This is a genomic window from Bradyrhizobium prioriisuperbiae (assembly GCF_032397745.1).
Classification (GTDB): domain Bacteria; phylum Pseudomonadota; class Alphaproteobacteria; order Rhizobiales; family Xanthobacteraceae; genus Bradyrhizobium_A; species Bradyrhizobium_A prioriisuperbiae.
Window position 1 is genome coordinate 5,845,883 of the sequence record NZ_CP135921.1, and the last position, 26,868, is coordinate 5,872,750.

Consider the following 26,868-nt stretch of genomic DNA (forward strand, 5'->3'; position numbering starts at 1 on the left):
CACGACACGCTACATGCGGTTTCCGACAATTAGTCGAGTATATTAGCCGATTTTAGCTGATTGCCGGCGGATGAGTTCTTCCGACACCGACGACACAATGGCAATTTGGAGGACGCAAGTATGACCACACTGCTGATGAGCAAGCCAGCGCAGCTTGAGAAGCCTGCGGCTCCCATCTTGTCGGACGAGCAGGTAGGGTCTCTCCGCCACATCGACAACTTGTCCCGGCTACCCCGTGGGGACTGGCACCACATGACGGGGCCTCTGCCTTTGCAAGAGGACTTTAGCGCCTATCGTTACCAACTCGGCTACATGAGCTTGGCGCTGGCGCTCGCTCACTATCATCGTTTGCCGGCTGCACCAACTGTATTCCGGGGCACCCTGGACCGCCTGATCCAGCGGATGCTGGAGACCGACGTGTGGTGGTACTGGCGTGACACCAGTACGGCCGGCGGCGTCGCAGGTGTCCCGCTGCCGCAGTTGCAGAGCAAGACCGATCCCGTCGCCGTCGACAATATCATGTACAGCGCCTACCTGATGGACATGACGCTGCTCTACACAATGCTGTTCGACGACCGCAAATATGAGGAGCCAGGATCTCTTACCTTCCGCGTCCAGCCGTTCTTATGGGGAGCTGATCGTCAAGAGGAGTTCCGGTACGACCAGCGTACATTGGTCGATCGCATCTACTGGAATCTGATTCAGAATGGCTACCTGGGAGTAGCCTGCGAGCCGTACTGCGTCTTCCAGATCTGCAATCAGGTTCCGATCCTCGGCTACCGGCTCCATGACCACATCTACGGTGGTGACCTCGCGCAAGAAGCCATGGATGGCTATATCAAGGCTTGGAGCGACTTTGGGGGTGGGGTGAATGAGCGCGGCCACTTCATCAAGTTCATCATTCAGCGCAACGAACTCCTTCCGAAGGATCTACCGATGGACGCGGACTCGCCGTTCGCGGACGCTTGGCTCGGACTCCTGTTGAACATGTGGCGGCCGGAGTTGGTCCGTAAGACCTACAACGATAAGGTTGATCGGTGGCTAGACCGGACACCCGACGGCACTATCGGCGTCAACAATTTCGGGCGCCTGCCGGGCAGTCAAGATCTGGTTCAGCCGGGCACGCTCGGTGAGTTCGGATGGTTCGCCGGGTGGGCCTCGGAGATGGGCGACGAGGAGGTCGTAGCCGGCTTGCTTCGCCATGCCGATCGATTCATGAGCCCACGATGGGAGAACGGTGGGCTCTACTACCCTCGTCGCGACAATAGCCACGACGGCCAGGGTCGTTTCGTCAACATGACGCCGATCGTCAGCAACGCGATGATTCCCTACGCGCGCCTGAATGTTGCCGACGGCCTGCAAAAGCTTTTCCGACACCCCTGGACTGATCGTGAACGGTCGCGTCCAGCCCTGACGGAGCTGAGCGAAGAGGTCGACGTGCGTCGCGCCTGGTACCATGAAGAGAAGCGGAAGCTGCAGCTCACCCTCAGTCCTATGCGCGGCCTCGCAAAAACGACTGCGGAGCTCACGATCTCGTCGGTCTGGTCCGACAACTGGTCGCTCACCGTCGATGGTGTCGCAGTGGCCCGGGGGAGGGACGGGACTGTCGTCGCGACGGAAGCGGGGCGGCAGTTCGCACCCCGCAGGAGAGACAATCTGCTCGACCTTTCGCTACCTCTGGACCATGGCTCCCGGGATATCGAGATGACGTGGGGGGAGGCATGACCGCTGGCGGGGCACCGACCGAACCTCGGTGGACGCTCACTGACCATCACGGTCGTCGCGTCACTGAGCGGGATTTCAGGGGCTGGTACGAGTTGGTCTTCTTCGGCTTCACCCACTGCCGAGTGGTGTGCCCTCGCGCACTGAGCAAGCTCACCGCTGTCCTGGACGACATCGGCGAGCTCGCCGAACGAATTCAGCCGCTGTACATCTCGGTCGATCCAAAGCGCGACACGCCTGACGTCATGCGCGCGTTCCTCGAACAGAATTATCCCCACTTCCTCGGGTTGACCGGAAGCGTCGAAGAGACCGAAGTTGCCCGCAGCGCCTTCCGGGTTTTCGCTGGCCGCCGCGAAGACCCCGACGACCCGGACGGGTACGCCGTGCCGCACTCAGCTCTGACCTATCTGATTGACCCTGACGGACGCTACGTAACGCATTTCCCCGATGTGGCCGAAGCCGATCGCATCGCCGACAGCCTTAAGAAGCTCCTCTGCTGACCACTTGAGTTGTAAGTTAAGAGAAATCGGTCCACTGGACGTCGTTCGTCCCAATCAAGGGCATTGCCAACATATGCAATAGGACATTATTTAGCTGCACGTAGCGGTACAAGCGTCCACTTGATGCTGCAGGCCTACAGATGCGCTAATCATCACCAGAGCAAGCGCCCATATTTTTCATGCCGCGCCGTGAATTGTGGCAAAGTTCGCGATTTGGAGAACCTCAAGCGTCGTCAACTTACTACGTCGTTTGAGCGTCGCTGCTGCAGTTAGAGTTAACCGAACGAGATCGCTTTGACCACGGCTACGCGAAGCTAATGGCGGCTGCCGCTGCCACCACCAGCGGCGCGACCCGGCGCTCGAAGTCGTCGAGCTGCCACTCACCCAAGGAGCCGGCGACATGTACGGCGCCGAACGCTCGTCCCTCCCTGTCCTTTAGAGCCGCGGCAATTGCTAACTCCCCCACGTAGACTTGCTCGAGTGAGGTAGCGTATCCCGTTTGTCGCGCGCGCTTCACGTGCTCCATAATTTTGGGAATTTCCGTCGTTGTCCGCGATACTGCGCGCAAAATCCGATGGTACAGGTCAATTACCTGCTCGTCGTAGAATGGGATATTAGGGCGAGCAAAATGGACAATATGCTCTGCCCGTCGCCGCAGGATACGACTTGCTGACGAACAAGAACCGGATTGTTCGGGGCAGCGTGGCATTGCGCGATCGAATGAACGGAGCACGTCCGCCTCTCAACGTTCACTTGCGTTGAGGCATGCCGGCCGGAACGATTGTTTGAACGATGGACGAATCGAGAGCTTCGTAGTCGTGCAGGCCGATTGCTGCGTAGAGTTCCGCCCGCGTCTGCATCCGCTCGACGACCCCATGCGTGCCGCCGTCGCGCGAAATCGCCGCGTAAAGATCTGCCTGGGCCTTGTTCGCCATTCGGAGGGAAGAAACCGGCCAGATGACCATCGCGTAGCCCATGGCCTCGAACTCTGCGGCCGTGAAGAACGGCGTCCTTCCAAATTCCGTCATGTTCGCGAGCAGGGGCACGCCCGGCATGCGCTCGGCAAAGGCGCGGAACATCTCGGCCGTGTTGAGCGCTTCCGGAAAGATCGCGTCGGCACCTGCCTCCATGTAGAGCCTTGCGCGGGCAACCGCGCCGTCGAGGCCCTCGCTTGCTGCGGCGTCGGTCCTGGCGATGATCACGAGGTCGCGCCGCGCTTTCGATGCAGCCGAGACCTTCGCCGCCATGTCATGCGCATCGGCGAGCCTCTTGTCGTTCAGATGGCCGCACTTCTTGGGCAGGATCTGGTCTTCGAGGTGAAGCGCGCCCGCACCGGAATCCTCGAAGACGCGGGTCGCGTGCATCACGTTCAACGCCTCGCCGTAGCCCGTGTCGGCGTCGACGAGGAGGGGCAACCCTGCCGCGCGGACGATCTGGCGGACGAAAAAGGCGACCTCATCCACGGCGATGATGCCGAGATCGGGCAGGCCCATCGACGCCGTCATGGCTGCGCCCGAAAGATAAAGCGCATCGAAACCGGCCGCCTTGGCCTGCAGCGCCGCCATGCCGTTGTGAGCGCCCGGCAGTTGCAGGATGCCGGGCCGCTTCAAGAGGTCGCGGAAGCGGCGGCCGGCGGATTCTCGGGGAAGATCGGCGGCAACGAGATAAGTCATCGTCCAGGGCTCCAGGAATCTTTAGAAGAATCGTTACGCGCTGCGCCGCGCTTGCGCGGTCGCTTTGGCAGTACGATAGAACACGCTTCCCTCGAACAGCCGTCTGGCGGTGCGGTACACCGCGCCATGAACGGCGCGCGCCTTTGCGGGATCATCGGCATGTTCGACGGCTGCATCGACCACGGTCGTGCCGGAGGGGTGGGCGATGGTGATCGGGCCATCACCGGCGCGAGCCATCCGGTTCGCGAGCGTGCCCTTGATGCGCACCGCGATGGCCAGGCAGGTGGCGCCGGTGATCGGGACCGCACGGTGCGGCTGACCGATCGAAATCATCCGGATGCCCAGCGATATGTCCGAAGGCTCCAGCCGTCGCCCCGACAACGTCGCCATCTGGCGCGGCGCCACGATCATCGCGACTTTGGGCACGCTCGGGATCTTGGCTGCTTCCGTTATATTTAGCGCAAGGCCCATCGCCACCGAGGCCGCGCAGCGAATCGCTTCCATCCGCTCGAGGAATACCGGATCGCTCTCCAGCGCCTCGGGCATCTCGCTGCCGTCCTTGCCGACCGAATTGGCCGCGATGAAGACGCAAGGGTTGGCGGCATCGACGAGCGAGGCCTCGATCGTGCCAAGGCCGGGGATATCGAAATGATCGAATGCGTGTCCGGTCGGGAGCAGGCGTCCGGTTCTGGTGCCGCCGGGATCGGCGAATTCAAGCCGAACGGGCGCTCCCTGTCCGCCGACGCCATCGATCGTCATCTCGCCATCGGTCTCGACTTCCCCATCGCTCATGGGGAAGCGAGACACGATGATCTTGCCGGTATTGGTATTGTGGATGCGCACGACGGCTTCGCCGTTCGCAGGCGCCTTCACCAGGCCTTCGCTGACGGCGAACGGGCCCATCGCCGAAGACATGTTGCCGCAATTTGCGCTGTAGTCGACTGCGGCGCTCTTCACAGAGATCTGCGCGAACGTGTAGTCGATGTCTGCATCCGGCCGCGTCGGCGCGCCGACCACGCAGACCTTCGATAGAGACGACAGCCCGCCGCCCATTCCGTCCAGTTGGCGGCCATTGGGATCGGGCGAGCCCATCACGGATAGGAAGATGGGGTCCCATTGTGCGGGATCTGCCGGCAGGTCCTGTCTGTTGAATACGACGGCTTTCGACGTGCCGCCGCGCATGAAAGTGGCTCTGAGCTTGTTCTGCGGCATAAATCTACCTTATGCATACCATTGTATACGTTGGATACCAGTGTATACATTAATGGAGTGGGCTGCTACTCTTATTCTATTCGGTGGACGCTTATTGCCTCGTTCCAGACAGGCGGCACGACGCCGAATATCCTGCTCCGTTCGTGTGCCTTGTAGGACCAGAACGACCAGACGCAGATCATTGATGGACGGTTTGGCGCGTCACGCTCTTACGAGCAGCTCCTGCCGAATGAGATCGGAAAGACTTCATGACCGACGAGATGCTGTTGCCGGACCGCACGAAGTTCGCATCTGCTGCCGACTACGCTTACGCGGCACTGCGGCGTGAGATCGTCGAAGGGCGCTTTGCTCCAGGTCGGCGCATGCGCGAAGTCGAACTGGCGGAACATCTCGGCATCAGCCGAACGCCGACGCGTCAGGCGTTGACGCGGCTCGAGCTCGAGGGCTTGCTCGATCTTCGCCCGAGAACCGGGCTTGTCGTTTCCGTTCTCGACATGGATGCGGTCGAAGAACTCTACGAAATGCGCGCGGCGCTCGAAGGCACCGCAGCCGCATTGGCCTCGAAGCATGCAAGTCCGAAAGATCTTGCAGCGCTCGCCCGGCTCGTCGCCGAAGGCGAAAAGCTCGGCCGCGAGCCCTTCAATCTTTATCGGCACAACAGAGAACTGCACGACGCGATTCAAATGGCCGCCCACAACCGCTATCTCGAAAAGAGCTTGTCCGCGCTTCAAGATGCGATCGCGCTTCTGGGGCCGACGACATTGGCCGAGAAGGGCCGCTTTGCTGTCGCCCAGGCGGAGCATGCCGCCATCGTGCAGGCCATTGCGCATAGAGAAGGCGAGAAGGCCGAGCGCCTGGCGCGAGCGCACGTTCTGAGCGCGCTCGAGACCCGTCGGGCGATCCTGGCGAAAGAGCGCGAGTTGGAGACACGTGGCGAGCAGGGCGGCGCCTGAATGACGATGCGAGCGGCGCAATCTTCGCGGCTCACAAACGTGCTTTCGATCTCGAGCCCAATCCCAATCTTCGGACAACCCACTGTTTGAACGGCATTTTCCGCGTACCAGGGACTTGCATCATTTCGCCTTGCATTCTAATGTATACATTAGTATTCATAAGAATACTGAAGCGCAAAAGTGATAGTTCGGCGGGAAGGAACGGAAATGCACGAAGAGTTCGATGTGATCGTCGTTGGCGCGGGAAACGCCGCTCTGGCTGCGGCAGTCTCAGCGAAAGAAAACGGCGCAGACCGTGTCGTCGTTCTCGAGAAGGCTCCCCGCGAAATGCGAGGCGGAAACACGCACTGGAGCGGCGGTGTTCTGCGCTTCGCCTATGACGAGCCGCGCGAGATCGGCGCTCTGTTGCCGGGCATCGAAGACGAATTCGAAAACTTCTACGACGGCATCTCTCCCTACACGCAGGAAGATTTTCACGGCGATCTCATGCGCGTCACGAACGGACGCACGGATCCGATTCTGTCTCGTCTTCTCGTGTCGAACTCGCAGGCCACCGTTCGCTGGATGAAGGACACCGGCGCCATCAAGATGGAGCCGGCGATCAGCCTTTCCGCCGTCAAGAAAGACAACGTCATGGTCTGGGCGCGCGGCCTAGTCGTGCGTGCGGCGCACGAGGGCGTCGGCCTCTCGCGCAGCTGGTTTTCGACCTGCGAGCGCATGGGCATCGAGGTGCGGTACGGCAGTGCCGTCGCGGAGCTGCTTCAGGACGAGAACGGTAGTGTTGTCGGCGTCAAGACCAAGGACGACGATGGGGTTCGCACGCTCGGTGCGAAGGCCGTCGTGCTCGGCTGCGGTGGTTTTGAAGCAAACGTCCAGATGCGCACGCAGCACATCGGTCCGCTGGTCGGCGCCGCAAAAGTTCGCGGGACGCCTCACAATCAGGGCGACGGTCTGCGCATGGCGCTCGCCATCGGCGCGATGCCGTGGGGGCAGTGGAGCGGCTGCCATGCAACGCCGATCAGCGCGGACTGGGGCGACTTCGCGCCCCGCGAGATGACCGACCGCAGCAATCGCCTGTCCTACGTCCATTCGGTGATGATCAATCGCAAGGGCAAACGCTTCGTCGACGAAGGCGAAGACGGCGCGCTCTTTACCTACGCCAAATTCGGCCGCGCCATTCTGGCCGAGCCGGGCGCCAAGGCCTACCAGCTGTTCGATAGCAAGGTGATCCATTTGCTCGAGCCGCGCTATTCGACCAGCGACCCGATCAAGGCCAATTCGCTTGAAGATCTGATTGCGCAACTCGATATCGACGACAAGCAGCAGGCGCTCAAGACCGTCCTCAATTACAACGACCACGCGCGATCGGCCGACGAAGGATTCGATCCCACGAAAAAGGACGGCCTCTCCACCAATGGGCTCGATCTCGAAAAGACCAACTGGGCGCTGCGGCTCGACAAGCCGCCTTATTATGCCTACAGCGCGACGGGCGGAATCACCTTCACGTTCGGCGGCCTGAAGATCAACGAGAATGCCGAGGTGATCGGCACGGATTGGCGTCCGATCAAGGGCCTGTACTGCTGCGGCGAGCTCGTCGGCGGTCTGTTCTACGACAACTATCCTGCGGGCACCGGCCTCGTCTCCGGCGCGACATTCGGCAGGATCGCGGGCCGCAACGCCGCACACCAGCAGAGCGTCGCGCCAACTGCTGCGGTGGCGGCGCGATGAGCGTTAGCACCGTCATGTCGGGACCTGATGCCTGGGCCGAAAGCCTGGCGGATCAAATCAGCGCCTACGATTCACGGCAGCGAGATGCCAGGACCGCAGGAAGGGCGAGGGCGGCGGTCATCACTGCGTTCGGCCGGGCGCTGTCCGGTGCGCCGGCCAGCATGGCGAAAGCGCTGCTGGGCACGTCCGGCGTCGCAACGACCGGAGGATCGTCGCTTGTCTTCGGAACCGAACGGCGCACCAGCGCGGTCGATGCCGCACTGATCAACGCCACGGCTGCCGTCGCCGGCTCCGAAGCATCGCGCGATGCTGCGAATTCGGCCTGTATCGTGGCGCTGTTCGGGCTCTGCGAAGAGCGTGGAAAGACAGGGCAGGATTTCCTCGACGCATTGATATCAGGCGCGGAGATATCCCCCTCTCTCGCGCCGACGCTGTCGCCTGCCACCGGCCAGCTCGGATTCGCCCTGTTCGGCGGCGTCGCGGCAGCTGCGCGCGTGCTCGAATTGAGCCGCCCGAAAATTGCAGCTGCGCTGTTGATGGCCGGGATGGCAAACGTTGACAGTCCTTCGGCCGGGCAGGTCGGCGCATCGTCGCTCATGGTCGGCCTAAGCCTTCGAAGCGGATTGCTAGCCGCTCTGCTTGCCGAAGCCCTCGACGAGGCGTCCTGCGCCGAGATGATCAGGAGCGAAGGGCGCGCAATCCCCAGTCCGGCCGCGGGCAACGGGGCGCCGGGCGAGACCGCTTTCGATCTTCTTGCCGTGCCATCACCGCCGGGAGCCAATCTCTGGGATCAGTTCGAGCGGCAAGCTGGCGCCGTCTTGCCGCGCGATCATATCGCTCCGCTGTTCGAGCGGCTCGAGACGATCGACAAGGTGAAGGACCTCGCGACGGTCTCGCGTCTGTTGCAGGGACGCGGCGCTCAGGCGGCGCCAAAGAAAGTTGTCTTCGCCGCGCGAGGAACGCACGAGCCGGAGGAGACGACTTGGGTTCCCTGATCCGCAAATGAATACGAGGCGGCCAAGCCGCGTCGCGACGACAAGCCTTACCTGAAAACAAGAGCAAGGCCGACAAAAGCAACATCTGGGGAGATTGGAATGAAACGTTTTGAGTTGGTTGCCGCACTCGCCGCATCGGTCGCGTGTTCTGCGGCCCAGGCCGAAGACAGTGTCACCATCGGCGTACACGCCAGTTTTTCCGGTGCGGGCGCGGCCTTTGCCGAGGGCATGCTCGCCGCCACCGACTTTGCCGCCGAAGACGTCAACAAGGACGGCGGCCTCGACGTCGCCGGCAAGCGCTACAAGATCCTGTTCAAGCAATATGACGATCGCTACCGCGCCCAGGATGCGGTCACAGCCATGGATCGCCTGATGATCCAGGACGGAATCCGCTTCGTGGTCGGCCCGATGGGGTCGGCGGCGGCGGTGGCAACCAAGGATCAGACCACCTCCGGAAAAGTCATCACCATGACGCTGGCCTTCACGCCGCGGGCGCTTGGCGCCGATGCGCCGTTCGCGTACCGGCCGGTGATCACCACCGGCGAATTCTCCGATCCGCAGGTGGCCTGGCTGATGAAGAATACGTCGGCGAAGCAGGTCGTGTCGCTTCTTCCCAATGATGAGACCGGGCAGCAAATCGGCGTGGCGAACTTCAACTCATATGCCAAGACCGGTGCGAAGCTGCAGGTCGAGTATTTCGAGCGCGAGCGCGTCGACTTCGTGCCCATTCTCACCCGCATTCTGATGAAGGTCGACGGGCTCGAGCTCGGCGGCAACTCTCCGACCACCGCCGGGCTCATTCTCAAGCAGGCCCGCGAATTGGGCTACCGCGGTCCGGTGTTCGTCACGGGCGGCGACGTCGCCGCCGAGATGCTCAAGGTCGCGGGCAAGGATGCGGCCGAGGGCATCTATGTCCATCTGCCGATCGATACCGGCTTGCCGGATACGGCGGCCTACGTTGCCCGCTTCAAGGCCAAGTATGGGCAGAACATGAACGGCTTTAGCCCGTTCTTCTATGCCGGCCTGCAGATGCTGTTCACAGCCATGAAGAAGGCCGGGACCGTGGACGACACGATCAAGATCGGAACGACGCTCGACGGATTGTCCGACGTTCCGACTGCGATGGGCAAGGCGGGTTGGACCGGCGAGCAGAAGTACGGAATCAAGCACCAGATCGACCTTCCCTTCTACATCGGCCAGATGAAAGACGGCGTCGTGGCGAAGGTGGCAACCTGCGACGTCAACGCGTGCAAATAAGCGACCGCTGGAACAGGCGAGGCGCTTTGCGCCTCGCCGACGCGATTGGAGTCGTCGTCCCGTGAGCATGGAAATCATCCTGGTTCAGACCATCGTGAACGGCCTCATGGTCGGCATGATCTATGTGCTGATGGCCATCGGCTTCACCATGGTGTTCGGCATCATGCGCATCGTTAATTTCGCGCATGGTGAGTTCTACATGGCTGGCGCGTTCCTGTTCGCGATCCTCTATGGCAGCAACAATCTGCCGTTCTTCATCAGCGTCTTGCTCGCCGTAGGCGCCACGGCCCTGCTTGGACTGCTGATGGAGCGGATCGTGTTCCGCAAGTTTCGCGGCAACGAGCTGAACGGGATGATTGCCTCCGTCGGCGTCGCTCTCATCCTCCAGAACAGCGCGCTGCTGCTGTGGGGATCGTCGGCACGCACGGTGCCGCCCGTCATATCCGGGGTCCTGTCCGTCGGCGGTATCGTGTTCCCCTGGTCGCGGCTGGTGGTCATCATCGGAGCGATCGTTGCCGTCGTGTCGCTCAATCTGTTGATCGGCCATACCCGTATTGGCCGGGCCATGCGCGCGGTGGCCCAGGACGCCGAGATCGCACAGGTGCAAGGCATTCGGGTCGATATCATATTCCCAGTCGCGTTTGTGCTGGGCGTGAGCCTTGCGGCCTTCGCCGGTGTTCTCATGGCTCCGGTGCTGTCGGTCTCGCCCTTCATCGGCCTTGCGCCGACGCTGAAAGCCTTCGTGATCGTTGTTATCGGAGGACTCGGCAGCGTTCCCGGTGCCGTGGCCGGGGGATTGCTCATCGGCCTGATCGAGAGCTTTGCCGGCACGTTCGTGAGTGCTTCGCTGTCCGAGATCCTTCAATTCCTGGTCGTCATCGCCGTCGTGCTGCTGCGTCCGCAAGGTCTGTTGGGCCGAAAGGAGCGTGAAGCGTGAATTCCCCCGCAACCAAGCCGATGCCTTATGTCGGCGTCACGATTGCCGTTGGTCTCGCAGCACTGCTGCCTTGGTTCGCTCCGAACCAGTTCTATGTCCATCTGGCGACAGTCGGCTGCATCAATCTGATGCTCGTGCTCGGCCTTGCCATCATTGCCCGCGCCGGGCAGCTCTCCATGGGGCACGGCGGTTTTGCGCTGGTCGGCGGATATGTCTCGGCATTGTTGTCGATGAAGGGGTGGCCGCCACTGCTGACCCCGTTCATCGCAGGACTGGCCGCGGCCGTGATCGCCGCCGCCCTTGGCTGGATCATTCTACGCTTGCGCGGCGTCTATTTCGTGCTGGTGGCCTTTGCGTTCAGCCAGATCGCCGTGTTGCTGGCGCTGGACATGAGCTCCGTCACGGGCGGCGCGAACGGGCTCGTCGGCGTGCCCCCGATCTCGATCTTCGGCTACGTCCTTCGCGCCAAGCCGCAATTCTATCCCTTCGCGCTAGTCTGCGCGTTGACCACGCTGCTCCTGACCTGGCTGCTCTACCGGTCGCCTTTGGGCACGATGATGGCGGCCACCGCCGAGAATCAGCGCCTCACCGAATCGAGCGGCATCGATACGCATCGGGTCCAGGTGATCGCCTTTACGATCGGCTCCGGCATCGCAGGCTTCGCCGGTGCGCTGTCCACGCACTATCTCCGATTCATTTCGCCGGACTCTTATACGTTCTGGGAGTCGGTATCCTACCTGACCATGCTGGTGGTCGGCGGACGGGACGGCGTGCTGGGCCCGGTTGTCGGCGTCCTCGTGCTGACACCCTTGCCGGAGCTGCTGCGCTCCACCGAAGGACTTCAGCATATCATCTACGGGGCCGTGCTGGTGCTCTGCCTGATGTTCGTCCCGAACGGCCTCGCGAGCCTCGTGCAAATCTGGCGTTCGCGCCAACGGGTTGCGAGAACGAGCGCAGCACTGGTGGCCGAGGAAGTGCCATGAGCATGCTTGAAGTCGAGAACCTGAAGCGTTCCTTCGGTGGGCTTGTCGCCGTTCGAAACGTGTCCTTCGCTGTCAACGAGGGCGACTTTCTCGGCCTTATCGGTCCGAACGGCGCAGGCAAGACCACGCTGTTCAACGTGATCTCCGGCGTTCTGAGACCGTCGGCGGGGACGGTCCGGTTTCTGGATCGCGACATCTCCGGACAGCCGGCTAATCAGACGGTTCGCCAGGGGCTGTCACGGACTTTCCAGGCCGCAACGATCTACCCGGAGGCGACGGTCATTGAGAACGTCGCGCGCGGCACCTTGGCGTCGGGGCTGACCGGACTGTGGGGAGGCTTTTTCTCGAACAAATGGCGCCTCGCGGTGGAAGAGAAAGCGCTTCGTGTGCTCGATCTGTTCGGACTGACGCGCCGTGCGGGCCTGAAAGCGCGCGAGCTGTCCTATGGCGAGCAGCGGCGCCTCGGCGTCGCCATCGCGCTCGCCAGCGAACCCAGGCTTTTGATGCTCGATGAGCCGGTCGCTGGGCTCAATCCCGAGGAGGCGGCCGAGCTCGCTTCGGTTCTGCGCCGGGTGAAATCGGAGCGCGGCGTTACGATGGTGATGGTCGAGCATCACATGCGCACGGTCATGGGCTTGTGCAATCGCGTCGTTGTGCTGGATCACGGCACGCTGATCGCCCAGGGAACGCCTGCGGAAGTTGTCTCGAACCCGGTCGTGATCGAGGCGTATCTCGGCAAGGAAGCCGTCCATGCTTGACGTTCGCGGGATCAGTGTCGCCTACGGTGCCCTGACGGCAGTCCGTAATTTGAGCCTGTCCGTGGCTGATGGAGCTATTGTCTCTCTCATCGGTTCAAACGGGGCGGGAAAGACCACCACGATGAAGGCCGTCATCGGCCTCAGGCCGGTGAGCGGCGGAGAGATCTATTTCGACGGCGAGCGTATCGATGGCCGATCGGCGCCGCAGCGCGTGGGGCGCGGGATCGCGCTTTCGCCCGAGGGACGGCGTGTTTTCCCGCAGATGAGCGTGCTCGATAACCTCCTGGTGGGTGGCTATTCGCAGCGCGACAAGGCTCAGCAAAAGAAGACGCTCGAGCAGATCTACGGCTATTTTCCCCGCCTCGTCGAGCGCAGGAGCCAAATGGCCGGCTCGTTGTCGGGCGGCGAGCAGCAGATGGTGGCCATCGGCCGCGCGCTGATGGCGAAGCCACGCCTGTTGCTGCTGGATGAACCCTCGCTTGGGCTTGCCCCGATCATCGTCGACGAGATCGCGCGCATCATCGTCGAGATCAACCGCGATATCGGCATGTCGATCATCCTGGTCGAGCAGAATGCGAAGCTTGCGCTCAATCTATGCACCGAGGCCTTTGTGTTGGAAACTGGCGCGGTCGCGCTGAGTGGGAAGGGAAAAGACCTTCTGGCCAGTGACTATGTGCGGCGCGCCTATCTCGGCATCTGAATATTCCTCTGTCTGGAAATTCCGGAGTTTTGACATGACTGACTCTTCGACCTTCGGCTTCATCGGTTTGGGTGTCATGGGGGAACCCATGTGCCGGCACCTCGTGCAGAAGAGGGGGAGCAGGGTTCTGGTTCACGACCTCAATGCCGAGCCCGTGACGCGCTTGGTTCAGGCCGGCGCGGTCGATGTCGGCTCGATCTCGGGGCTGGCGAAAGCCGATGTCATTTTCATTTCCATGCCCAGCGGCGAGCACCTCAAGAAGATATGCGAGATGCCCGGGGGACTCCTCGAGTTCGCACGCTCCGGTCAAACTATCGTGGATCTGTCGACGAGCCCGCTGAAATTGACCCGCGAACTGGCCGGAATCTTCGCTGCAAAGGGGGCCGATTATGCCGATGCGCCCGTTGCCCGGACACGCGTGGCGGCCGAGGCGGGGACGCTTGCGATTTCGGTCGGGGCATCACTCGAAGTGTTTGCGCGTATCGAACCGTTGCTGCGTTGCTTCGCGTCCGAGGTGACCCATTGCGGCGATGTCGGATCGGGCCAGGTCGTGAAGATCCTGAACAACATGGTCGTAGTAGGCACCGTGACTGCGCTGTGCGAAGCCGCCGCGATCGCGAATTCGGCGGGTGTGTCGACCGAGACTTTGTTCGACGCCTTCTCCAAGGGCTCCGCGGACAGCTTTGCGTTGCGCAACCACGGCTACAAGGCCGTTGCTGCGCGGGAGTTTCCCGAACGGGTCTTCTCGACCGACTACATGCACAAGGACGTCTCCTACGCGCTCGACATGGCAAGGGATGCCGGGATCGAGGCCCGGGAGGCCGCACTCGGTGCCAGCCTTTTGACCGAGGCCTCTCAAGCCGGCTTTGGCGCAAATTACTGGCCGGTCATCGTGAAGGTTATTGAACGCGCTTCGAAGAAGTCATGATCAACGCGTGAAGGCGGCCAAATAGCAGAAATAGCAATGGGAGGGTCTTGTGCGGGTGCTGTGGCTGACGATTGCCCTGCTGCTTTCGCAGTTGAACGGGGCAGGGGCGGAAAATTATCCCTCGCAACGAATTACGGTGATCGCGCCGTTTGCGCCGGGCAGCGGGACCGACGGCGTTGCGCGCATCGTGTTTCAGCGGCTGTCGGAGTTGCTGAAAACGACGATCATCATCGATAACCGCGTCGGTGCGAATGGCGCACTCGGTGCGACGGTTGCCGCGCGATCAGCGCCCGATGGATACACGTTGCTCGTCGGCGGAACGTCGACGCACGCGGCCAATCCCAGTCTGCTGAAATCGATACAATACGATCCCATAGCCGACTTCGCGCCGATCTCGCAATTCGGCCTGTTTCCGTACTTTCTGATCGTCGACCCTGGACTGCCTGTCAAGAACGTGACCGATCTCGTGGCCCTGGCGAAAAGCAAGCCCGGCACGTTGACGTTCGGATATGCCAATGCGCTCGGCCAATTGTCCGGCGAGGCGTTCAAGCGCAGGGCGGGGATCGACATTGCCGCCGTGCCCTACCGAAATAGCCCGCAGGTCGTGACCGATATCATCGCCCAGCGTGTCTCCATGACGTTCATGGATATGGCGCCCGCGGTCTCGCAAGTCGAGGCTGGTCAAGCGCGTGCACTCGCAACCACGAATCCGGACCGCGCTTCGCGTTTCCCTGAGATCCCGACCATGAAGGAGGGAGGCGTTGCGTTCATCAATATCTCCGCCTGGACGGGACTCTTCGCCCCAAAGGACACGCCACCCGAAATCGTCGCCAAACTCGCGGAAGGCGTGCGCGAGGTATTGGCGGAATCCGAGATCCGCAGCCGGCTCGCCGACATCGGCTTCGAAGCGCAATGGATCGGGCCGGTGGAGTTCGGCAAACATGTCAAGGACGACATGGAATTGTGGGCGACGACAACCAGGGAAGCTGGCATCGAGCGCCAGTGAACGACGACATGTCCGAGTATGAAATCTATGCGATCCGCTACGCCAGCAAGGATGATCGGCGCTCATCGGAAAATTTCATCGAGAACGATGCGCCGGATATTCAGATGCCGTTGGACTTTTTCGTTTGGGCGCTGGTCAGTCCAAACCGTACGGTGATCGTCGATACCGGATTCGACGAGAAGGCGGGCAACGCTCGCAATTACGCCGTCACGCGGCCGGTCGCTGAAGGCCTGAAGCAGATCGGTATCAATCCCGACAACGTCAAAGACGTCATCCTGACCCACATGCATTGGGACCATGCCGGTAACCGTGGCCTGTTTTCCCAGGCCCGGTATCACGTACAGGAGCGAGAGATGCATTTCTGCACCGGCAGATGCATGTGCGACGCTCAGCAAAACAAGGCGTACAACGCCGAGGACGTCAGTCACATCGTCAGGCGGAATTTTGAAGGAAGCGTGACCCTTCACGATCCAAATTCCGATTTTGACGACGGCATATCCTTGCACTGGCTGGGCGGCCATACCGCGGGACTTCAGGTCGTGAGGGTGAAGACGCGACGAGGTCATGTGGTGCTGGCCTCGGACGCTTCGCACTATTACGCCAATATCCTTCAGCGTCGGCCTTTCCCGGTGCTGTTCGACATGAACCAGATGCTGAACGGTTTTGCTGTCATCCAGAAGCTGGCTGATAGCCCCTCCCACATCATTCCGGGGCACGATCGGCAGGTGCTGTCGCTGTTTCCCGCCGCGCGCGAAGGGCTCGACGGGATTGCTCGACTGGACGCCGATCCAATCGGACGTCCGGCCTGAACCCGATCAAATCCAGAGGTCGGTCCGCGCAGGACGCACCGTCCCGATCAGAAGCACTCAATTCGCCAATAGCGGAGACGATGGATCATGTCGAAGAGGTATGGACTTGCGATTGCAAACGAAACGGTGAGCGCATCGAACCAAGAATGGTTCGCAGCGATCAATCCCTATAGCCGCGAGGAATGGGCGCTGGTGCCGCAGGCAACGCCCTCGCAGGTCGCCGATGCGATCGCCGTCGCCAGGAGAGCGTATGAATCCGTCTGGAGCAAGACGACGGGCCTCGCCCGCGCGACATTGCTCGACAAGCTGGCCGACTTACTCGATGCGCAGGCCGAGCGCATGGCGATCATGGAGAGCACCGACAACGGAAAGATCATCCGGGAGACGCATGGACAGATGCATTTTGCGGCTCGCGCCTACCGGTTCTTTGCTGGATGCGCCGACAAGATCTTCGGTGACACAATTCCGCTCGACCAGCGCGATGTGTTCGACTTCACGCGCAGGGAGTCGATCGGCGTCGCGGTGCTGATTACGGCCTGGAATTCTCCCATGGGCCTGCTTGCCAACAAGCTCGCGCCGGCGCTGGCCGCAGGCAATTGCGTCGTCATCAAGCCATCCGAGCATGCATCCGTGACGACGCTGGAATTCACCGAACTGGTCCGAGAGGCTGGGTTTCCAGCAGGTGTGGTCAACGTTGTCACCGGCGACTACAGAACGGGGCAGGCGCTGCTGTCGAGCGGGCGGATTGATCGCGTCAGTTTCACGGGCAGCCCGAATGTCGGCCGCCAGATCGCGGCAGAGGCGGGCCGCTCTCTTGTTCCGGTGACATTGGAGTTGGGTGGCAAGTCTCCCAACGTCATATTCGAGGATGCCGATCTCGATAAGGCGACCGTCGGCGCACTCGCCGGCATCTTCGGCGCAACCGGACAGACCTGTATCGCCGGCTCGCGGCTCCTCGTTCAGCGTTCAATTCACGATGAAATCGTGCAACGGCTCGTCGCCCGCGCTCAGAAGATCAGACTGGGCAATCCCCTGGAGAAGACGACGGAAATGGGAACGGTGGCGAATGAGCCGCAGTTCGATCGTATCCTCAAATGCATTGGCGATGCCCAAGGCGAGGGTGCGGTTCTCGCTTGCGGTGGAAAGCCTGCGACGGGGGATGGTCTGGGAAAGGGCCTATTCATCGAGCCGACCATCTTTACCGGCGTGGAGAACAAGATGGCGATCGCCCAGGAGGAAGTGTTCGGACCCGTGTTGTCGGTCATTCCCTTCAACACGGAGGATGAGGCGATCAGCATCGCCAACGATACGAAATATGGTCTGGCATCCGGCGTCTGGACGACGAATTTGTCGCGCGCCTTGCGCGTGTCGCGCGCTGTCCACGCGGGAACGGTCTGGGTGAACACCTATCGCGCGTCCAGCGCGATGGCGCCGTTCGGCGGCTTCAAGGACTCCGGATTTGGCAAGGAGCGCGGCATTGCGGCATTGGACGAATTCCTGCAGACCAAGAACGTCATGATCGATTTTTCAAACGAAGAGCGTGATCCGTTTGCTCTCAAAATGTGAGGTAGGCTTCGCCAAGTTTAAGACCGATATCGGCCTTCTCGTCTGGGAGCGTGCGACGAATGCCCATCATCGGCCGGATAAGCCCCAGCTTGCGACTGGCAAGTCATTGATTGTTCTTTACCCGTGGCTAACTCTTAATCAGCGGATCCCAGGTTCGAGCCTTGGTGCGCCCACCAAGCTTTTCAAAGACTTGGCCAGACCTCGCGGAGAACGGACCTTTCAGTTGGGAGGTTAGCGTAATTCCTTCTGAAGATTCGGTTGAGAGTCGAAGATTTTGGTGCAAGCTGACGTCGGGTTTGCTCGCTGATTTCAAAGCAGCAAGCCTAAGGCGTTCGTTCGATGTGGGCCCGGATCGCGGCTCGCCCGGCATCGATCCAGCCATGCTCGCGCGCTTTGGCCACCATCTCCGCGTAGTGCCGATCCCAGCTTGCATCGTCCGGCCGACCCGCCAGGGTGGGAACCAGATCGATCGAGACCAGTGCATCACGATCGCCCAGAAACGTGATCCCCTTCCATTCCAGCGTTCCCGGCGATGTCTTCGCATGAAGCACCAGCTTGAACCTGCGGAAGTCGCACGATTCTGTCAGCCGGACATCGCCGCCGTCGAAGCATTCGATGATCACGATGTCGGTCCTTCCTGCGATAGGGCCTGGCGCGATGGACGGCGTCGTGCCGAGCGAAAGGCGGTTACGCCTGAGGCAACGCGCGCAGCGCGCCCTGGAAGTTGACGAGAGGATCGCCGTTCCCGCCGCGGGTGGCGACGATTCTGCCGATGAAGAGACCGTGCGTGCCGACGACCTGGTGATGGTGCAACACGCACTCTAACGCGCCGATCGCGGGTTCGAGCAGCGGTATATCGAGGATGCCCTGCTGCCACGGTGCCGTCGCGAAGCGATCGACGCCATTGGCGCCGCCAGCAAAGCGCAGCGCCAAATCCTCCTGCCCCTTGCCGAGGAGGCTGATCCCGAAGCGGCGATTGGCGAGGATGGCGGCGTGCGTTTCGGAGCTCGTATTGACGCCGACGAGCAGGCAGGGCGGTTCCATGCACAGCGAGGTGACGGAGCTGACCGTCAGTCCACGCCGCGCGGCCTCTGCGCCCGTCGTCACGATTGCGACGCCGCTCGCGAGGTTGCGCATGGCCAACCGGAATTCCGCGGCTTCGACTGAGCGGACATCAGTCATTTGAGACATCTGACATCCCATGACGTACCTCCGAACCTCGCTCCTCGCCGGTCGCGCTTACGCCGAAACCGCTTCGCTCGCGACCTTGCCGCGGCCGGATTTCAGCTCCTTCCGGATCGCGGGAATGATCTTGCTGCCCCACAGCTCGATCTGGCGCAGCATCGTGCGCTGATCGAAATCGCCGAGCTGGGTTTGAAGCGCGATGTGGGTCGGCTTGAGGATGCTGATCTCTTCCAGCATGCGATCAATCACCTGGTTGACGCTGCCGACAGGTAGATTGTTGCGCATCGTCTCCAGGCTCATGTCGTTCGGTCCGGCCTCTTCCTTGATCAGATAGCCGTCATCGCTCTGGGCGCGCCGGAACTTCAGGCTTTCGGAGAGCCGGCGCTGAAAGCGCGCATTGTCGAGATACGACTGGATCTCGCTGTCATTGTCGCTGGCATAGGCGCAGCGCAGGAAGCCGAAGTGTGTGTCGTCGATGGAACGGCTTTCTTTGGCTGCGATACCCTCGAGGCGTTCGCGCAGCGCCTTGATGGCGTCGAGGCCGTTCAGCAGCGCGGTGACGAACAGATTGTGGTTGTCGCGAATGGCGCGGCCGAGCGTTTCGCCGTGGCCGGACGTGACCCAGATCGGCGGCATCGGCGTCTGCACCGTGCGGACGGCGATGGCGGTCGGCGGCATCTTCAGGTGCTCGCCCGAATAGGAGAAGATGCGATCGCGCATGCCGGCCTGGAGCACGTCGTAGAACTCGGCGAACAGCACATGCGAATGGTCGAGGTCGACGCCGAAGCGGTCGAATTCGAACTTTTGATAACCTGAGCCGATGCCGAGATCGAGGCGGCCGTTCGAGACGGTGTCGGCAAAGCCGATCTCGCCGAGCAGTCGCGCTGGATTGTACAGCGGCAGCACGCAGACGGCCGAGCCGAGCCGGATGCGCTTGGTCAGGCCGGCGCAATGCGCGACCATCATCAGCGGCGAGGGGCACAGGCTGTAATTGTTGAAATGGTGCTCGGCGTACCACGCCGTATCGAAACCGGCGTGTTCGGCGGCAACCGTCTGCTCGACGGCGTTGTTGATGACCTGCTGCGAGCTCTGATGATAGCCGCGCTGCTGCGCCAGAATGAATACGCCGAATTCCATCGGTTGTGTCCTCCACCAAATCGCGGTCGCTGTTGCGATCCCGCGGTCGCGCTTGCGACCCGTTCCGAGCAAGCTACGGCCTTGAGCTTTTTCGAACAATTGATGTAATCTGAGCATGTCCTTTGCAGAATCTGAAAAGATCGATGAACCGCCTCCAAGCCATGGAATTGTTCGTCAACTCCGTCCGCGAGGGCAGCTTTTCGGCGGCCGGGCGCCGCGTCGGGCTCTCGCCGGCGTCGGTGTCGCGCTATATCGGCGAGCTCGAGGCGCAGCTCGGTGTGCAACTCCTGAATCGGAGCACGCGCCATCTCGGATTGACCGACGCGGGCAAGATCTTCTTCCAGCGGACGGAGCAGGTGCTGCATGGCATCGAGGACGCCGAAGCCGCAGCGCTCGCACTCCAGACCGCCCCGCGCGGAACGCTGCGGGTGCATTCGCGGACGCTGTTTGGCATCAAGGTGCTCTCGCCACTGATACCGGGCTTTCAGAAGCTCTATCCGGAGCTGAAGGTGGAGCTGCGCCTGTCCGAGCGGCGCGCCCAGCTTCGTGAGGACGAGTTCGACGTCGATTTCCAGATCGCTGCGCCGAAGGATCCTGGCCTCATGCAGCGCAGGCTGCTGAAGAGCGAGCGGATTCTCGTGGCCTCGCCGGATTACGTCGGCCGGATGCCGAAATTGCGTGAACCGGAAGATATCACCCGCCACAACTGCCTGACCTATTGGATGGGCCCCGACGATGTCGTCTGGAAGTTCATGCGAAAGAACAGGCTGCGCGAGATCGTCGTGCCGTCGTCCTTTGGCAGCAACAACGGCGTGGTGCTGTGCGATCTCGCCGTCACCGGGCACGGCATCGCGCTGATGGATGACTACACCGTGGCAGAGGAGCTGAAGAACGGACGCCTGATACGTCTGCTGCCGGGCTTCCGGGTAACGAATTCCACCTTCGACGAGGGAATCTACGCTGCGTTTCTCCAGAGCAGCTATCTGCCGGAAAAGATCAGGGTCTTCGTGGACTACATGGCCGAGAACGTGCCAAGGCAGATCAGGCGATCGGCGCCATAGGTGCCGATCAGTCCGAGGCGAACCGGAGCGCCGGCAATCCGCGAACGCCGAGGCCTTCGACGGCAAACAAGCCTCCGGCATCGGGGTGATCGTCGCCGAGAGCGTGGCTGCGCGAGATCGATGTCACATACAGGACGTCGAGATCGGGCCCGCCGAAGGTCACGCTGGTGGGATGACGGACCGGCATATTGATGGTGTGTGCGATCGTTCCGTTCGGCGCAAAACGCGCGATCTTGCCGGTACGCACCAGAACGGACCAGAGATAGCCTTCCGAATCGATCGTCGCTCCGTCGCAACCGGACGCTTGTGCCTCGGTGTTGACGAAAACGCGCTTGTTCGAGAGGGGGCCATCCTGACTGTAAGCATAAGCCCAGATGACCCGTCTCGCGCTGTCCGCGAGGTAGAACGTCCGTCCGTCCGGGCTGAAGCATGGGCCGTTGCTCACGGCGAGGTCCGTCTCCAGCAGTTCCGGCGCGCCCGATGCGTCCAGGCGATAGAGACCGCCGAGCGGCGGCTCATCCCGGGCGCGGTCGCCGTGCATCGTGCCAGCCACGAAGCGTCCATACGGATCGGCCTTGCCGTCGTTCAGTCGCACCTTCGGGTGGTCGAGACCGATCGACGGACCTTCCGTCAGCGCGCGAATGTCGAAATCGTAGCGCGCAAATCCGTTGCGCAGGGCCAGGACAGCGCCGCCGTCGCCGCGCAGTGCCAGCGAGCCGATCGGTGCGGGCACGCTGAACTGCTCGGCCGCGCCGGTGACGGGATCGAGCGCATGGATCAATCCGGCCAGGGCGTCAATCCAATAGAGGCGCTGTCGGCGCTCGTCCCAGACCGGGCTCTCGCCGAGTTGGTCCTTCGTCGCGCCGATGCGGGTGATGCGGACCGCGCTCATGCGCCCTCGTGGAATCGCCGGGCTTGACCGATCGGTCGGTGAAAAACTAGGGTCATTCTAAATCTCTCGGGTTGGCGCAGGCTGACGAATGGATTGTGGACTGCATGACTGAACTGTCGACGATGAAGGATGGCGTTGCGAACCAGGCCGAGGCCTCGGATCGCGTACTGCAAATCCTCGCCGAGGCCGGGCGGCTGTTTGCCAGCAAGGGTTTTGAGGGAACCTCGATGCGCGACATCGCGCTCGCTTGCGGCATCTCCAAGTCGCTTCTCTATCATCATTTCGCCAACAAGGACGAAATCTACGCGCGCGTCGCGGTCGGCTCGACGCTCGAGCTCTATCTGTTCGTGCGCGATCGCATTCCCGACGGGCCGCCCTCGCAGAAGATCCGTGCTTTCATGGTCGCAACGGCGGAATATTTCCGGCGCTACCGCTGGGCCTGGATCGCCTCCACGACCGCCTTCTGGAACGATCCCGACCGGCTGCGGCACAAGGAGCGGCTGACGCGCCGCGACCGCTTCGAGAATTTTCTGCGCGGGCTGATCCAGGAAGCCATCGATGCCGGCGAGATTCGCAAAGTCGATGTTCCCATGACCGGGCGGCTGATCCTCTCCTCGCTGAATTGGATGCACCGCTGGTACAATCCCAACAAGTCCGCAACGCCCGAGCAGATCGCGGAGATCTTCTTCGACATGATTTTCAACGGCCTGCGGATTGGCGAACTTGTCGAGCTTCCCCGGGCGGAGCCGCCCAAGGCAGGCCGGCGCAAGTCGCGCTGATCGGCGGGCGGCAGCCGCGCCTTATTCCAGGGCGATGTTTTGCGCCTTGATCACCGGTCCCCAGAGCGCCGCATCCTTGGTCAATTGGGCATCCAGCCGTTCCGGTGCGCCGGTATCGACCATCAGGCCATCGGTATCGAGCTGCTTTGCGATCTCGGACTTCTGCATCGCAGCGTTGGCTGCCGCGTTCAGGCGCGCGATGACGTCGCGCGGCGTGCCCGCGGGGGCGTGAAGTGCGGTCCAGAACGATGCCGTGAGGTCGGGATAGCCGGATTCGGCCAGCGTCGGTATTTCGGGGAAGCTCGCCATGCGCTTTTCCGCGGAGACGGCGAGAATACGAAGCTGACCGCCGCGCGCGTGCTCGATGACGGCGGCGGGCGTTGCGAAATTGAGGTCGCATTCGCCCGACAGCGTTTCCATGATGGAGGCGGGATTGTTGCGGTAGGCGACCTCGGTGACGGCGAATCCCATCGATTTGCCCATCATGATCCCGAACAGGTGAGTGACGCTGCCCGGGCCCAACGTGGCGTAGAACAGCGGCTTGTCGCGCCCCTTGGCATAAGTGACGAAGCTCTTCACGTCGGCGGCGGGCGTCCGCGCGTTCACGGTCAGCGACAGCGGCCCATTGCAGAGCATGGCGACGGAGGCGAAGTCCTCGAGCTTGTAGGGCAGGTTCTTGCGCAGCAGGATGTTCAGCGAAATCGGCCCGGTGCCGCTAGCCAGCAGGACCGACCCGTCCTTCGGTGCGCGCGCCACATATTGCGATCCGACGATGCCGTTGGCGCCGGGCTTGTTGTCGACCAGGACCGGCTGATCCAGGGTTTCCGCCATGGCTTTCGCGATCGAGCGCATCAGGCTGTCGATTGAGCCGCCGGGTGCATAGGGCACGATGATGAAGATCGTCTGCGAGCGTGCCCTTACGATTGCAGGTGCGGCAAGCGGGGCAACAAGGGCGCCGGCGATCAAAATTGTCGCCTGGCGTCGGCTGATCCTGGGCATGCGAGTCCTCCTCAAGGTCGTTCTTTGATTGCGCGGAAATCTATCGGCTGACCGATCGGTCGGTCAATAGGAGATCAGCTGGATATTGCAAGCAGCCAAACTTGGTGTTATCAACACAAAAAGCTGACCGATCGGTCAGGACGACAAGCGAACCAAGCAAGACGAACAGAAGCCCAGGAGGAAGCCATGTCAGGAGATATCGTCACCCTTGAAGTGTCCGATCATATCGCGCTGGTGACGCTGAACCGGCCTCCCGTGAACGCGCTCGATCGCGCGATGCGCGACCGCATCGTGGCCGTATTCGACGAGATTTCCGAGCGCAGCGACGTCAGGGTCGCGATCCTGACCGGCGCCGGAAAGGTGTTTTGCAGCGGCGCGGATCTGAAGGATCGTCCGGATCCGGCGAAGATCGGCGCGTTTCACAGCCACAACCGTATCACGCGCGAGACCGGAAACTGCATCCGTGAATGTTCAAAGCCGGTCATCGCGGCGATCAACGGCGTTGCGCTGGGAGCGGGCGTGGGCCTGATGGCTTCCTGCGACATTTTCTACGCCTGCGAGGAGGCCGTCTTCGGCATGCCGGAGATCAATGTCGGGCTCGCCGGTGGTGCGGCGATGCTGAATACGTTGTTCGGTCGCTCCCTGATGCGCCGCATGTTCTTCACCGGCTACCGCGTGCCTGCCGCCGAGCTCTACCGCCTCGGCATCATCGAGGCCTGCACGACCAAGGAAAATCTGATCCCCGAAGTGATGAAGCTCGCCAGCGAGATCGCCTCGAAGAGCCCGATCGCGATTGAATATGCCAAGAACGCGGCGAACATGGTCGAGCTGATGCCGCCGCGGGACGCCTACCGTTTCGAGCAGAACATCACCATGGCGCTGTCCAAGACGGAGGACGCCAAGGAAGCGCGGATGGCGTTCCTGGAGAAGCGCACGCCGGTGTTCAAGGGGCGCTGAGATGCGGCCGGGAGAGGGTCTCGACGCGCTGATGTTGCCGCGCTCGATCGCGATCATCGGCGCCTCGCAGGAGGCGACGAAGATCGGCGGCCGGCCGGTCGATCTGTTGCGCCGTCACGGCTATGCGGGCCGCATCTATCCGGTCAATCCAAAGGCGGCGACGGTACAGGGGCTGAAGGCCTACGCCTCGGTGGCCGAGGTGCCAGAGGCGCCGGATCTCGCCATCATCGCGGTCGATGCGGAGCGAGCTGGCGAGGCCGTGGAGCAGTGCGCGGCCCGTGGCGTCCGTAGCGTCGTCGTGTTTTCCTCCGGCTTTGCCGAACTCGGCGAGCAGGGCCGTGCGATGCAGGACCGCCTGCGGCTGGCCGCGCGCAACAATGGCATGCGCCTGCTTGGGCCGAACTGCCTTGGCGCCGTCAGCATCGCCGAAAAGAGCATCGCGACGTTTTCGATCGTGCTCGAACAAGGCATGCCGACCGCCGGCGCGCTCGGCATCGTCTCGCAGAGCGGCAATCTCGGCAGCTACACCATGCGCCTTGCCAGCGAGCGCGGCGTCGGCGTCAGCCGCTTCATCACGACGGGCAACGAGTGCGACATCGACATCGCCGACGGCATTGCCTGGATGGCACGTGATCCCGCCACCAAGGTGATCCTGTGCTGCCTCGAAGCGTGCCGGGATGCTGGCCGCCTGATCTCGGCGCTGGAAGAGGCGCGCGATGCCGGCAAGCCTGTCATCGCCATGAAGATCGGCACGTCTGCGGCAGGCCAGGCCGCTGCGGCCTCGCACACTGGAGCGATGGCGGGATCGGATGCCGTGTTTGACGCGCTGTTTGCGCGTTGCGGGGCGGTGCGCGTGCGCAGTATCGACGAGCTCATCGATCTCGGTCATGCCGCATCGATCCTGCTGCCGGACCGGCTGCCGAAGGGCCCGGGCATAGCGATCCTCACGGCGTCGGGGGGCTTTGGCGTGCTGCTCGCGGATGCGGCGCAGGCGGTCGGATTGTCGCTGCCCGAGCTTGACGAGGAGACGCAACGAAAGATTCTGGAGTTGGTACCGTTTGCATCGGCCCGCAATCCGGTCGACGCCACTGCGCAGATGTCCAGTCGCCCCGATCTGCTGGAGAAGATCATGTCCGCCGTCGTGGCGGACGAGCGGGCCGATACGGTGATCCTGCCACTCCCGTTCTCGCTGCATCTGCCGCGCCTGCGTTCCATCTATATGGACACGCTGCGCAACATCCGCGCGCAATTTCCCGCACGTTCGATCGTTTTGTGCGTCGACGGTCCGGAGGATGCGCTGACCGAGCTGCACGCGCTGGGCTTTCCAACGATCGCGAGTTTCGACGGCTGTTGCGCAACCGTCGCCGCGCTGGTGCGGTTGCAGGCCGTGGCGAGGCGTCCACAGGACAAGCCGGCGATCGAGCGGGCACAGCCGCTTGCGGCCGACGCCTTCCGCCACGAACTCGGTGCCAAGCGAGCGCTCGCGGACGCCGGCGTTCCGGTCCTTGCCGAGCGTCTCGTGCAGGATGTTGATGCGGCGGCTCGCGCCGCCACCGACATCGGATATCCCGTGGTGCTGAAAATCGCCTCGCCCGATCTGCCGCACAAGACGGAGGCCGGCGGCGTGGTCGTGGGCGTTGGTTCGGAAGCTGACGTCCGGCGGGCTTATGCCCAGATGCTGGATCGCGTCGCCACCAGGGCGCCGCACGCGGCGATCGATGGCGTGATCGTGGCGCCGATGGCCAAAGGCGTCGCCGAACTCATTCTGGGGAGCCGCGTCGACCCGGTGTTCGGGCCGGTTGTGATGGTCGGTCTTGGCGGCATCTTCGCGGAGATCCTCCAGGACTCAGCCGTGCAGATGGCACCGGTCAGCGAGGCGCAGGCGATGGCAATGCTGAAATCGCTGAAGGCGTTCGCTGTGCTCGACGGCGCGCGGGGGCGGCCGCGCGCCGACCTCGAAGCCGCAGCCCGGGCCGTTGCCGCGTTGTCGCGCTTCGCCGCTGCGCATGCCGACACGATCGCGGAGATCGACGTCAATCCGCTGCTGTTGCGGGGCGAAGGCGAGGGGGCCGTGGCGCTCGACGCGCTGTTGATCCCGCACGGCAAGTTCCCGGCTCACGAGCATCACTGA

26 protein-coding genes are annotated in these 26,868 nt (G+C 62.3%); 18 read left to right on the plus strand and 8 right to left on the minus strand.

What is annotated here, in order from left to right; translation table 11 throughout:
- The first annotated feature begins 120 nt into the window (after window positions 1–120).
- A complete protein-coding gene (locus RS897_RS27735; RefSeq protein ID WP_315831909.1) occupies window positions 121–1,725 on the plus strand; it encodes a linalool dehydratase/isomerase domain-containing protein in 1,605 nt (534 codons plus the stop codon).
- On the plus strand, window positions 1,722–2,222 hold the full coding sequence (locus RS897_RS27740; RefSeq protein WP_315831910.1) for an SCO family protein: 501 nt from the start codon (window positions 1,722–1,724) through the stop codon (window positions 2,220–2,222). Before RS897_RS27735 ends, RS897_RS27740 begins: the two co-directional genes overlap by 4 nt.
- Before the next feature lie 304 nt (window positions 2,223–2,526).
- Here the strand turns inward: RS897_RS27740 and RS897_RS27745 are convergent, their stop codons facing one another.
- The 3 genes from RS897_RS27745 to RS897_RS27755 are packed head-to-tail and all read right to left on the minus strand — an operon-like array spanning window position 2,527 to window position 5,107.
- Window positions 2,527–2,931, minus strand: coding sequence for an IclR family transcriptional regulator domain-containing protein (locus RS897_RS27745; RefSeq protein WP_315838761.1), 405 nt, complete (start codon window positions 2,929–2,931; stop codon window positions 2,527–2,529).
- A gap of 40 nt (window positions 2,932–2,971) precedes the next feature.
- Window positions 2,972–3,895: a methylisocitrate lyase gene (gene prpB / locus RS897_RS27750; RefSeq protein ID WP_315831911.1), complete on the minus strand. Its 924-nt coding sequence runs from the start codon at window positions 3,893–3,895 to the stop codon at window positions 2,972–2,974.
- Window positions 3,896–3,928: 33 nt separating this feature from the next.
- Window positions 3,929–5,107 carry a 2-methylaconitate cis-trans isomerase PrpF family protein gene (locus RS897_RS27755; protein WP_315831912.1) on the minus strand — a complete coding sequence of 393 codons (1,179 nt, stop codon included), beginning with the start codon at window positions 5,105–5,107 and terminating at the stop codon, window positions 3,929–3,931.
- Window positions 5,108–5,355: 248 nt separating this feature from the next.
- Between RS897_RS27755 and RS897_RS27760 the strand changes: the two genes are divergently transcribed.
- The 12 genes from RS897_RS27760 to RS897_RS27815 all read left to right on the plus strand — a co-directional run bounded on the left by RS897_RS27760 (window position 5,356) and on the right by RS897_RS27815 (window position 17,727).
- Window positions 5,356–6,060 carry a GntR family transcriptional regulator gene (locus RS897_RS27760; RefSeq protein ID WP_315831913.1) on the plus strand — a complete coding sequence of 235 codons (705 nt, stop codon included), beginning with the start codon at window positions 5,356–5,358 and terminating at the stop codon, window positions 6,058–6,060.
- Between the two features lie 207 nt (window positions 6,061–6,267).
- A complete protein-coding gene (gene tcuA, locus RS897_RS27765; protein ID WP_315831914.1) occupies window positions 6,268–7,788 on the plus strand; it encodes an FAD-dependent tricarballylate dehydrogenase TcuA in 1,521 nt (506 codons plus the stop codon).
- On the plus strand, window positions 7,785–8,783 hold the full coding sequence (locus RS897_RS27770) for an MmgE/PrpD family protein (protein WP_315831915.1): 999 nt from the start codon (window positions 7,785–7,787) through the stop codon (window positions 8,781–8,783). The genes tcuA and RS897_RS27770 overlap by 4 nt, the downstream gene beginning before the upstream one ends.
- 99 nt (window positions 8,784–8,882) lie before the next feature.
- Window positions 8,883–10,040, plus strand: a complete 1,158-nt coding sequence (locus RS897_RS27775; RefSeq protein ID WP_315831916.1) for an ABC transporter substrate-binding protein — start codon at window positions 8,883–8,885, stop codon at window positions 10,038–10,040.
- Window positions 10,041–10,107: 67 nt separating this feature from the next.
- Window positions 10,108–10,977: a branched-chain amino acid ABC transporter permease gene (locus RS897_RS27780; RefSeq protein WP_315838762.1), complete on the plus strand. Its 870-nt coding sequence runs from the start codon at window positions 10,108–10,110 to the stop codon at window positions 10,975–10,977.
- Window positions 10,974–11,960 (plus strand): branched-chain amino acid ABC transporter permease, encoded by a 987-nt coding sequence (locus tag RS897_RS27785; RefSeq protein ID WP_315831917.1) that lies wholly within the window; start codon window positions 10,974–10,976, stop codon window positions 11,958–11,960. Before RS897_RS27780 ends, RS897_RS27785 begins: the two co-directional genes overlap by 4 nt.
- Complete coding sequence (locus RS897_RS27790; RefSeq protein ID WP_315831918.1) at window positions 11,957–12,718, plus strand: ABC transporter ATP-binding protein; 762 nt, start codon at window positions 11,957–11,959, stop codon at window positions 12,716–12,718. Before RS897_RS27785 ends, RS897_RS27790 begins: the two co-directional genes overlap by 4 nt.
- Window positions 12,711–13,418, plus strand: coding sequence for an ABC transporter ATP-binding protein (locus tag RS897_RS27795; RefSeq protein WP_315831919.1), 708 nt, complete (start codon window positions 12,711–12,713; stop codon window positions 13,416–13,418). The genes RS897_RS27790 and RS897_RS27795 overlap by 8 nt, the downstream gene beginning before the upstream one ends.
- 34 nt (window positions 13,419–13,452) lie before the next feature.
- Window positions 13,453–14,346 carry an NAD(P)-dependent oxidoreductase gene (locus tag RS897_RS27800; protein WP_315838763.1) on the plus strand — a complete coding sequence of 298 codons (894 nt, stop codon included), beginning with the start codon at window positions 13,453–13,455 and terminating at the stop codon, window positions 14,344–14,346.
- 49 nt (window positions 14,347–14,395) lie between these two features.
- Window positions 14,396–15,352 (plus strand): Bug family tripartite tricarboxylate transporter substrate binding protein, encoded by a 957-nt coding sequence (locus RS897_RS27805; protein ID WP_315831920.1) that lies wholly within the window; start codon window positions 14,396–14,398, stop codon window positions 15,350–15,352.
- Window positions 15,349–16,161, plus strand: coding sequence for an N-acyl homoserine lactonase family protein (locus RS897_RS27810; RefSeq protein WP_315831921.1), 813 nt, complete (start codon window positions 15,349–15,351; stop codon window positions 16,159–16,161). The genes RS897_RS27805 and RS897_RS27810 overlap by 4 nt, the downstream gene beginning before the upstream one ends.
- Window positions 16,162–16,248: 87 nt before the next feature.
- A complete protein-coding gene (locus tag RS897_RS27815; RefSeq protein WP_315831922.1) occupies window positions 16,249–17,727 on the plus strand; it encodes an aldehyde dehydrogenase in 1,479 nt (492 codons plus the stop codon).
- 323 nt (window positions 17,728–18,050) lie between these two features.
- On the opposite strand, the gene RS897_RS27820 is transcribed toward RS897_RS27815, so the two are convergent.
- The 3 genes from RS897_RS27820 to RS897_RS27830 form a co-directional block, all read right to left on the minus strand.
- On the minus strand, window positions 18,051–18,350 hold the full coding sequence (locus tag RS897_RS27820; protein WP_315831923.1) for a hypothetical protein: 300 nt from the start codon (window positions 18,348–18,350) through the stop codon (window positions 18,051–18,053).
- A 64-nt stretch (window positions 18,351–18,414) separates the two neighbouring features.
- The gene (locus RS897_RS27825) at window positions 18,415–18,909 is read right to left on the minus strand and encodes a flavin reductase family protein (RefSeq protein ID WP_315831924.1); all 495 of its coding nucleotides are present in this window, start codon (window positions 18,907–18,909) and stop codon (window positions 18,415–18,417) included.
- A 57-nt stretch (window positions 18,910–18,966) separates the two neighbouring features.
- Window positions 18,967–20,049 (minus strand): LLM class flavin-dependent oxidoreductase, encoded by a 1,083-nt coding sequence (locus RS897_RS27830; protein ID WP_315831925.1) that lies wholly within the window; start codon window positions 20,047–20,049, stop codon window positions 18,967–18,969.
- A gap of 143 nt (window positions 20,050–20,192) precedes the next feature.
- On the opposite strand from RS897_RS27830, the gene RS897_RS27835 reads away from it, so the two are divergent.
- Complete coding sequence (locus RS897_RS27835) at window positions 20,193–21,110, plus strand: LysR family transcriptional regulator (protein WP_315831926.1); 918 nt, start codon at window positions 20,193–20,195, stop codon at window positions 21,108–21,110.
- Between the two features lie 7 nt (window positions 21,111–21,117).
- Here the strand turns inward: RS897_RS27835 and RS897_RS27840 are convergent, their stop codons facing one another.
- Window positions 21,118–22,002 (minus strand): SMP-30/gluconolactonase/LRE family protein, encoded by an 885-nt coding sequence (locus RS897_RS27840; RefSeq protein ID WP_315831927.1) that lies wholly within the window; start codon window positions 22,000–22,002, stop codon window positions 21,118–21,120.
- Between the two features lie 104 nt (window positions 22,003–22,106).
- On the opposite strand from RS897_RS27840, the gene RS897_RS27845 reads away from it, so the two are divergent.
- Complete coding sequence (locus tag RS897_RS27845) at window positions 22,107–22,781, plus strand: TetR/AcrR family transcriptional regulator (protein ID WP_315831928.1); 675 nt, start codon at window positions 22,107–22,109, stop codon at window positions 22,779–22,781.
- Between the two features lie 21 nt (window positions 22,782–22,802).
- Here the strand turns inward: RS897_RS27845 and RS897_RS27850 are convergent, their stop codons facing one another.
- Entirely contained in the window at window positions 22,803–23,780 is a 978-nt protein-coding gene (locus RS897_RS27850; RefSeq protein ID WP_315831929.1) for a tripartite tricarboxylate transporter substrate binding protein, read from the minus strand.
- A gap of 186 nt (window positions 23,781–23,966) precedes the next feature.
- Here RS897_RS27850 and RS897_RS27855 point away from each other — a divergent pair, with 186 nt between their 5' ends.
- Together RS897_RS27855 and RS897_RS27860 are read left to right on the plus strand one after the other, a co-directional pair.
- Window positions 23,967–24,737, plus strand: coding sequence for an enoyl-CoA hydratase/isomerase family protein (locus tag RS897_RS27855; RefSeq protein ID WP_315831930.1), 771 nt, complete (start codon window positions 23,967–23,969; stop codon window positions 24,735–24,737).
- Between the two features lies 1 nt (window position 24,738).
- Complete coding sequence (locus RS897_RS27860) at window positions 24,739–26,868, plus strand: acetate--CoA ligase family protein (protein WP_315831931.1); 2,130 nt, start codon at window positions 24,739–24,741, stop codon at window positions 26,866–26,868.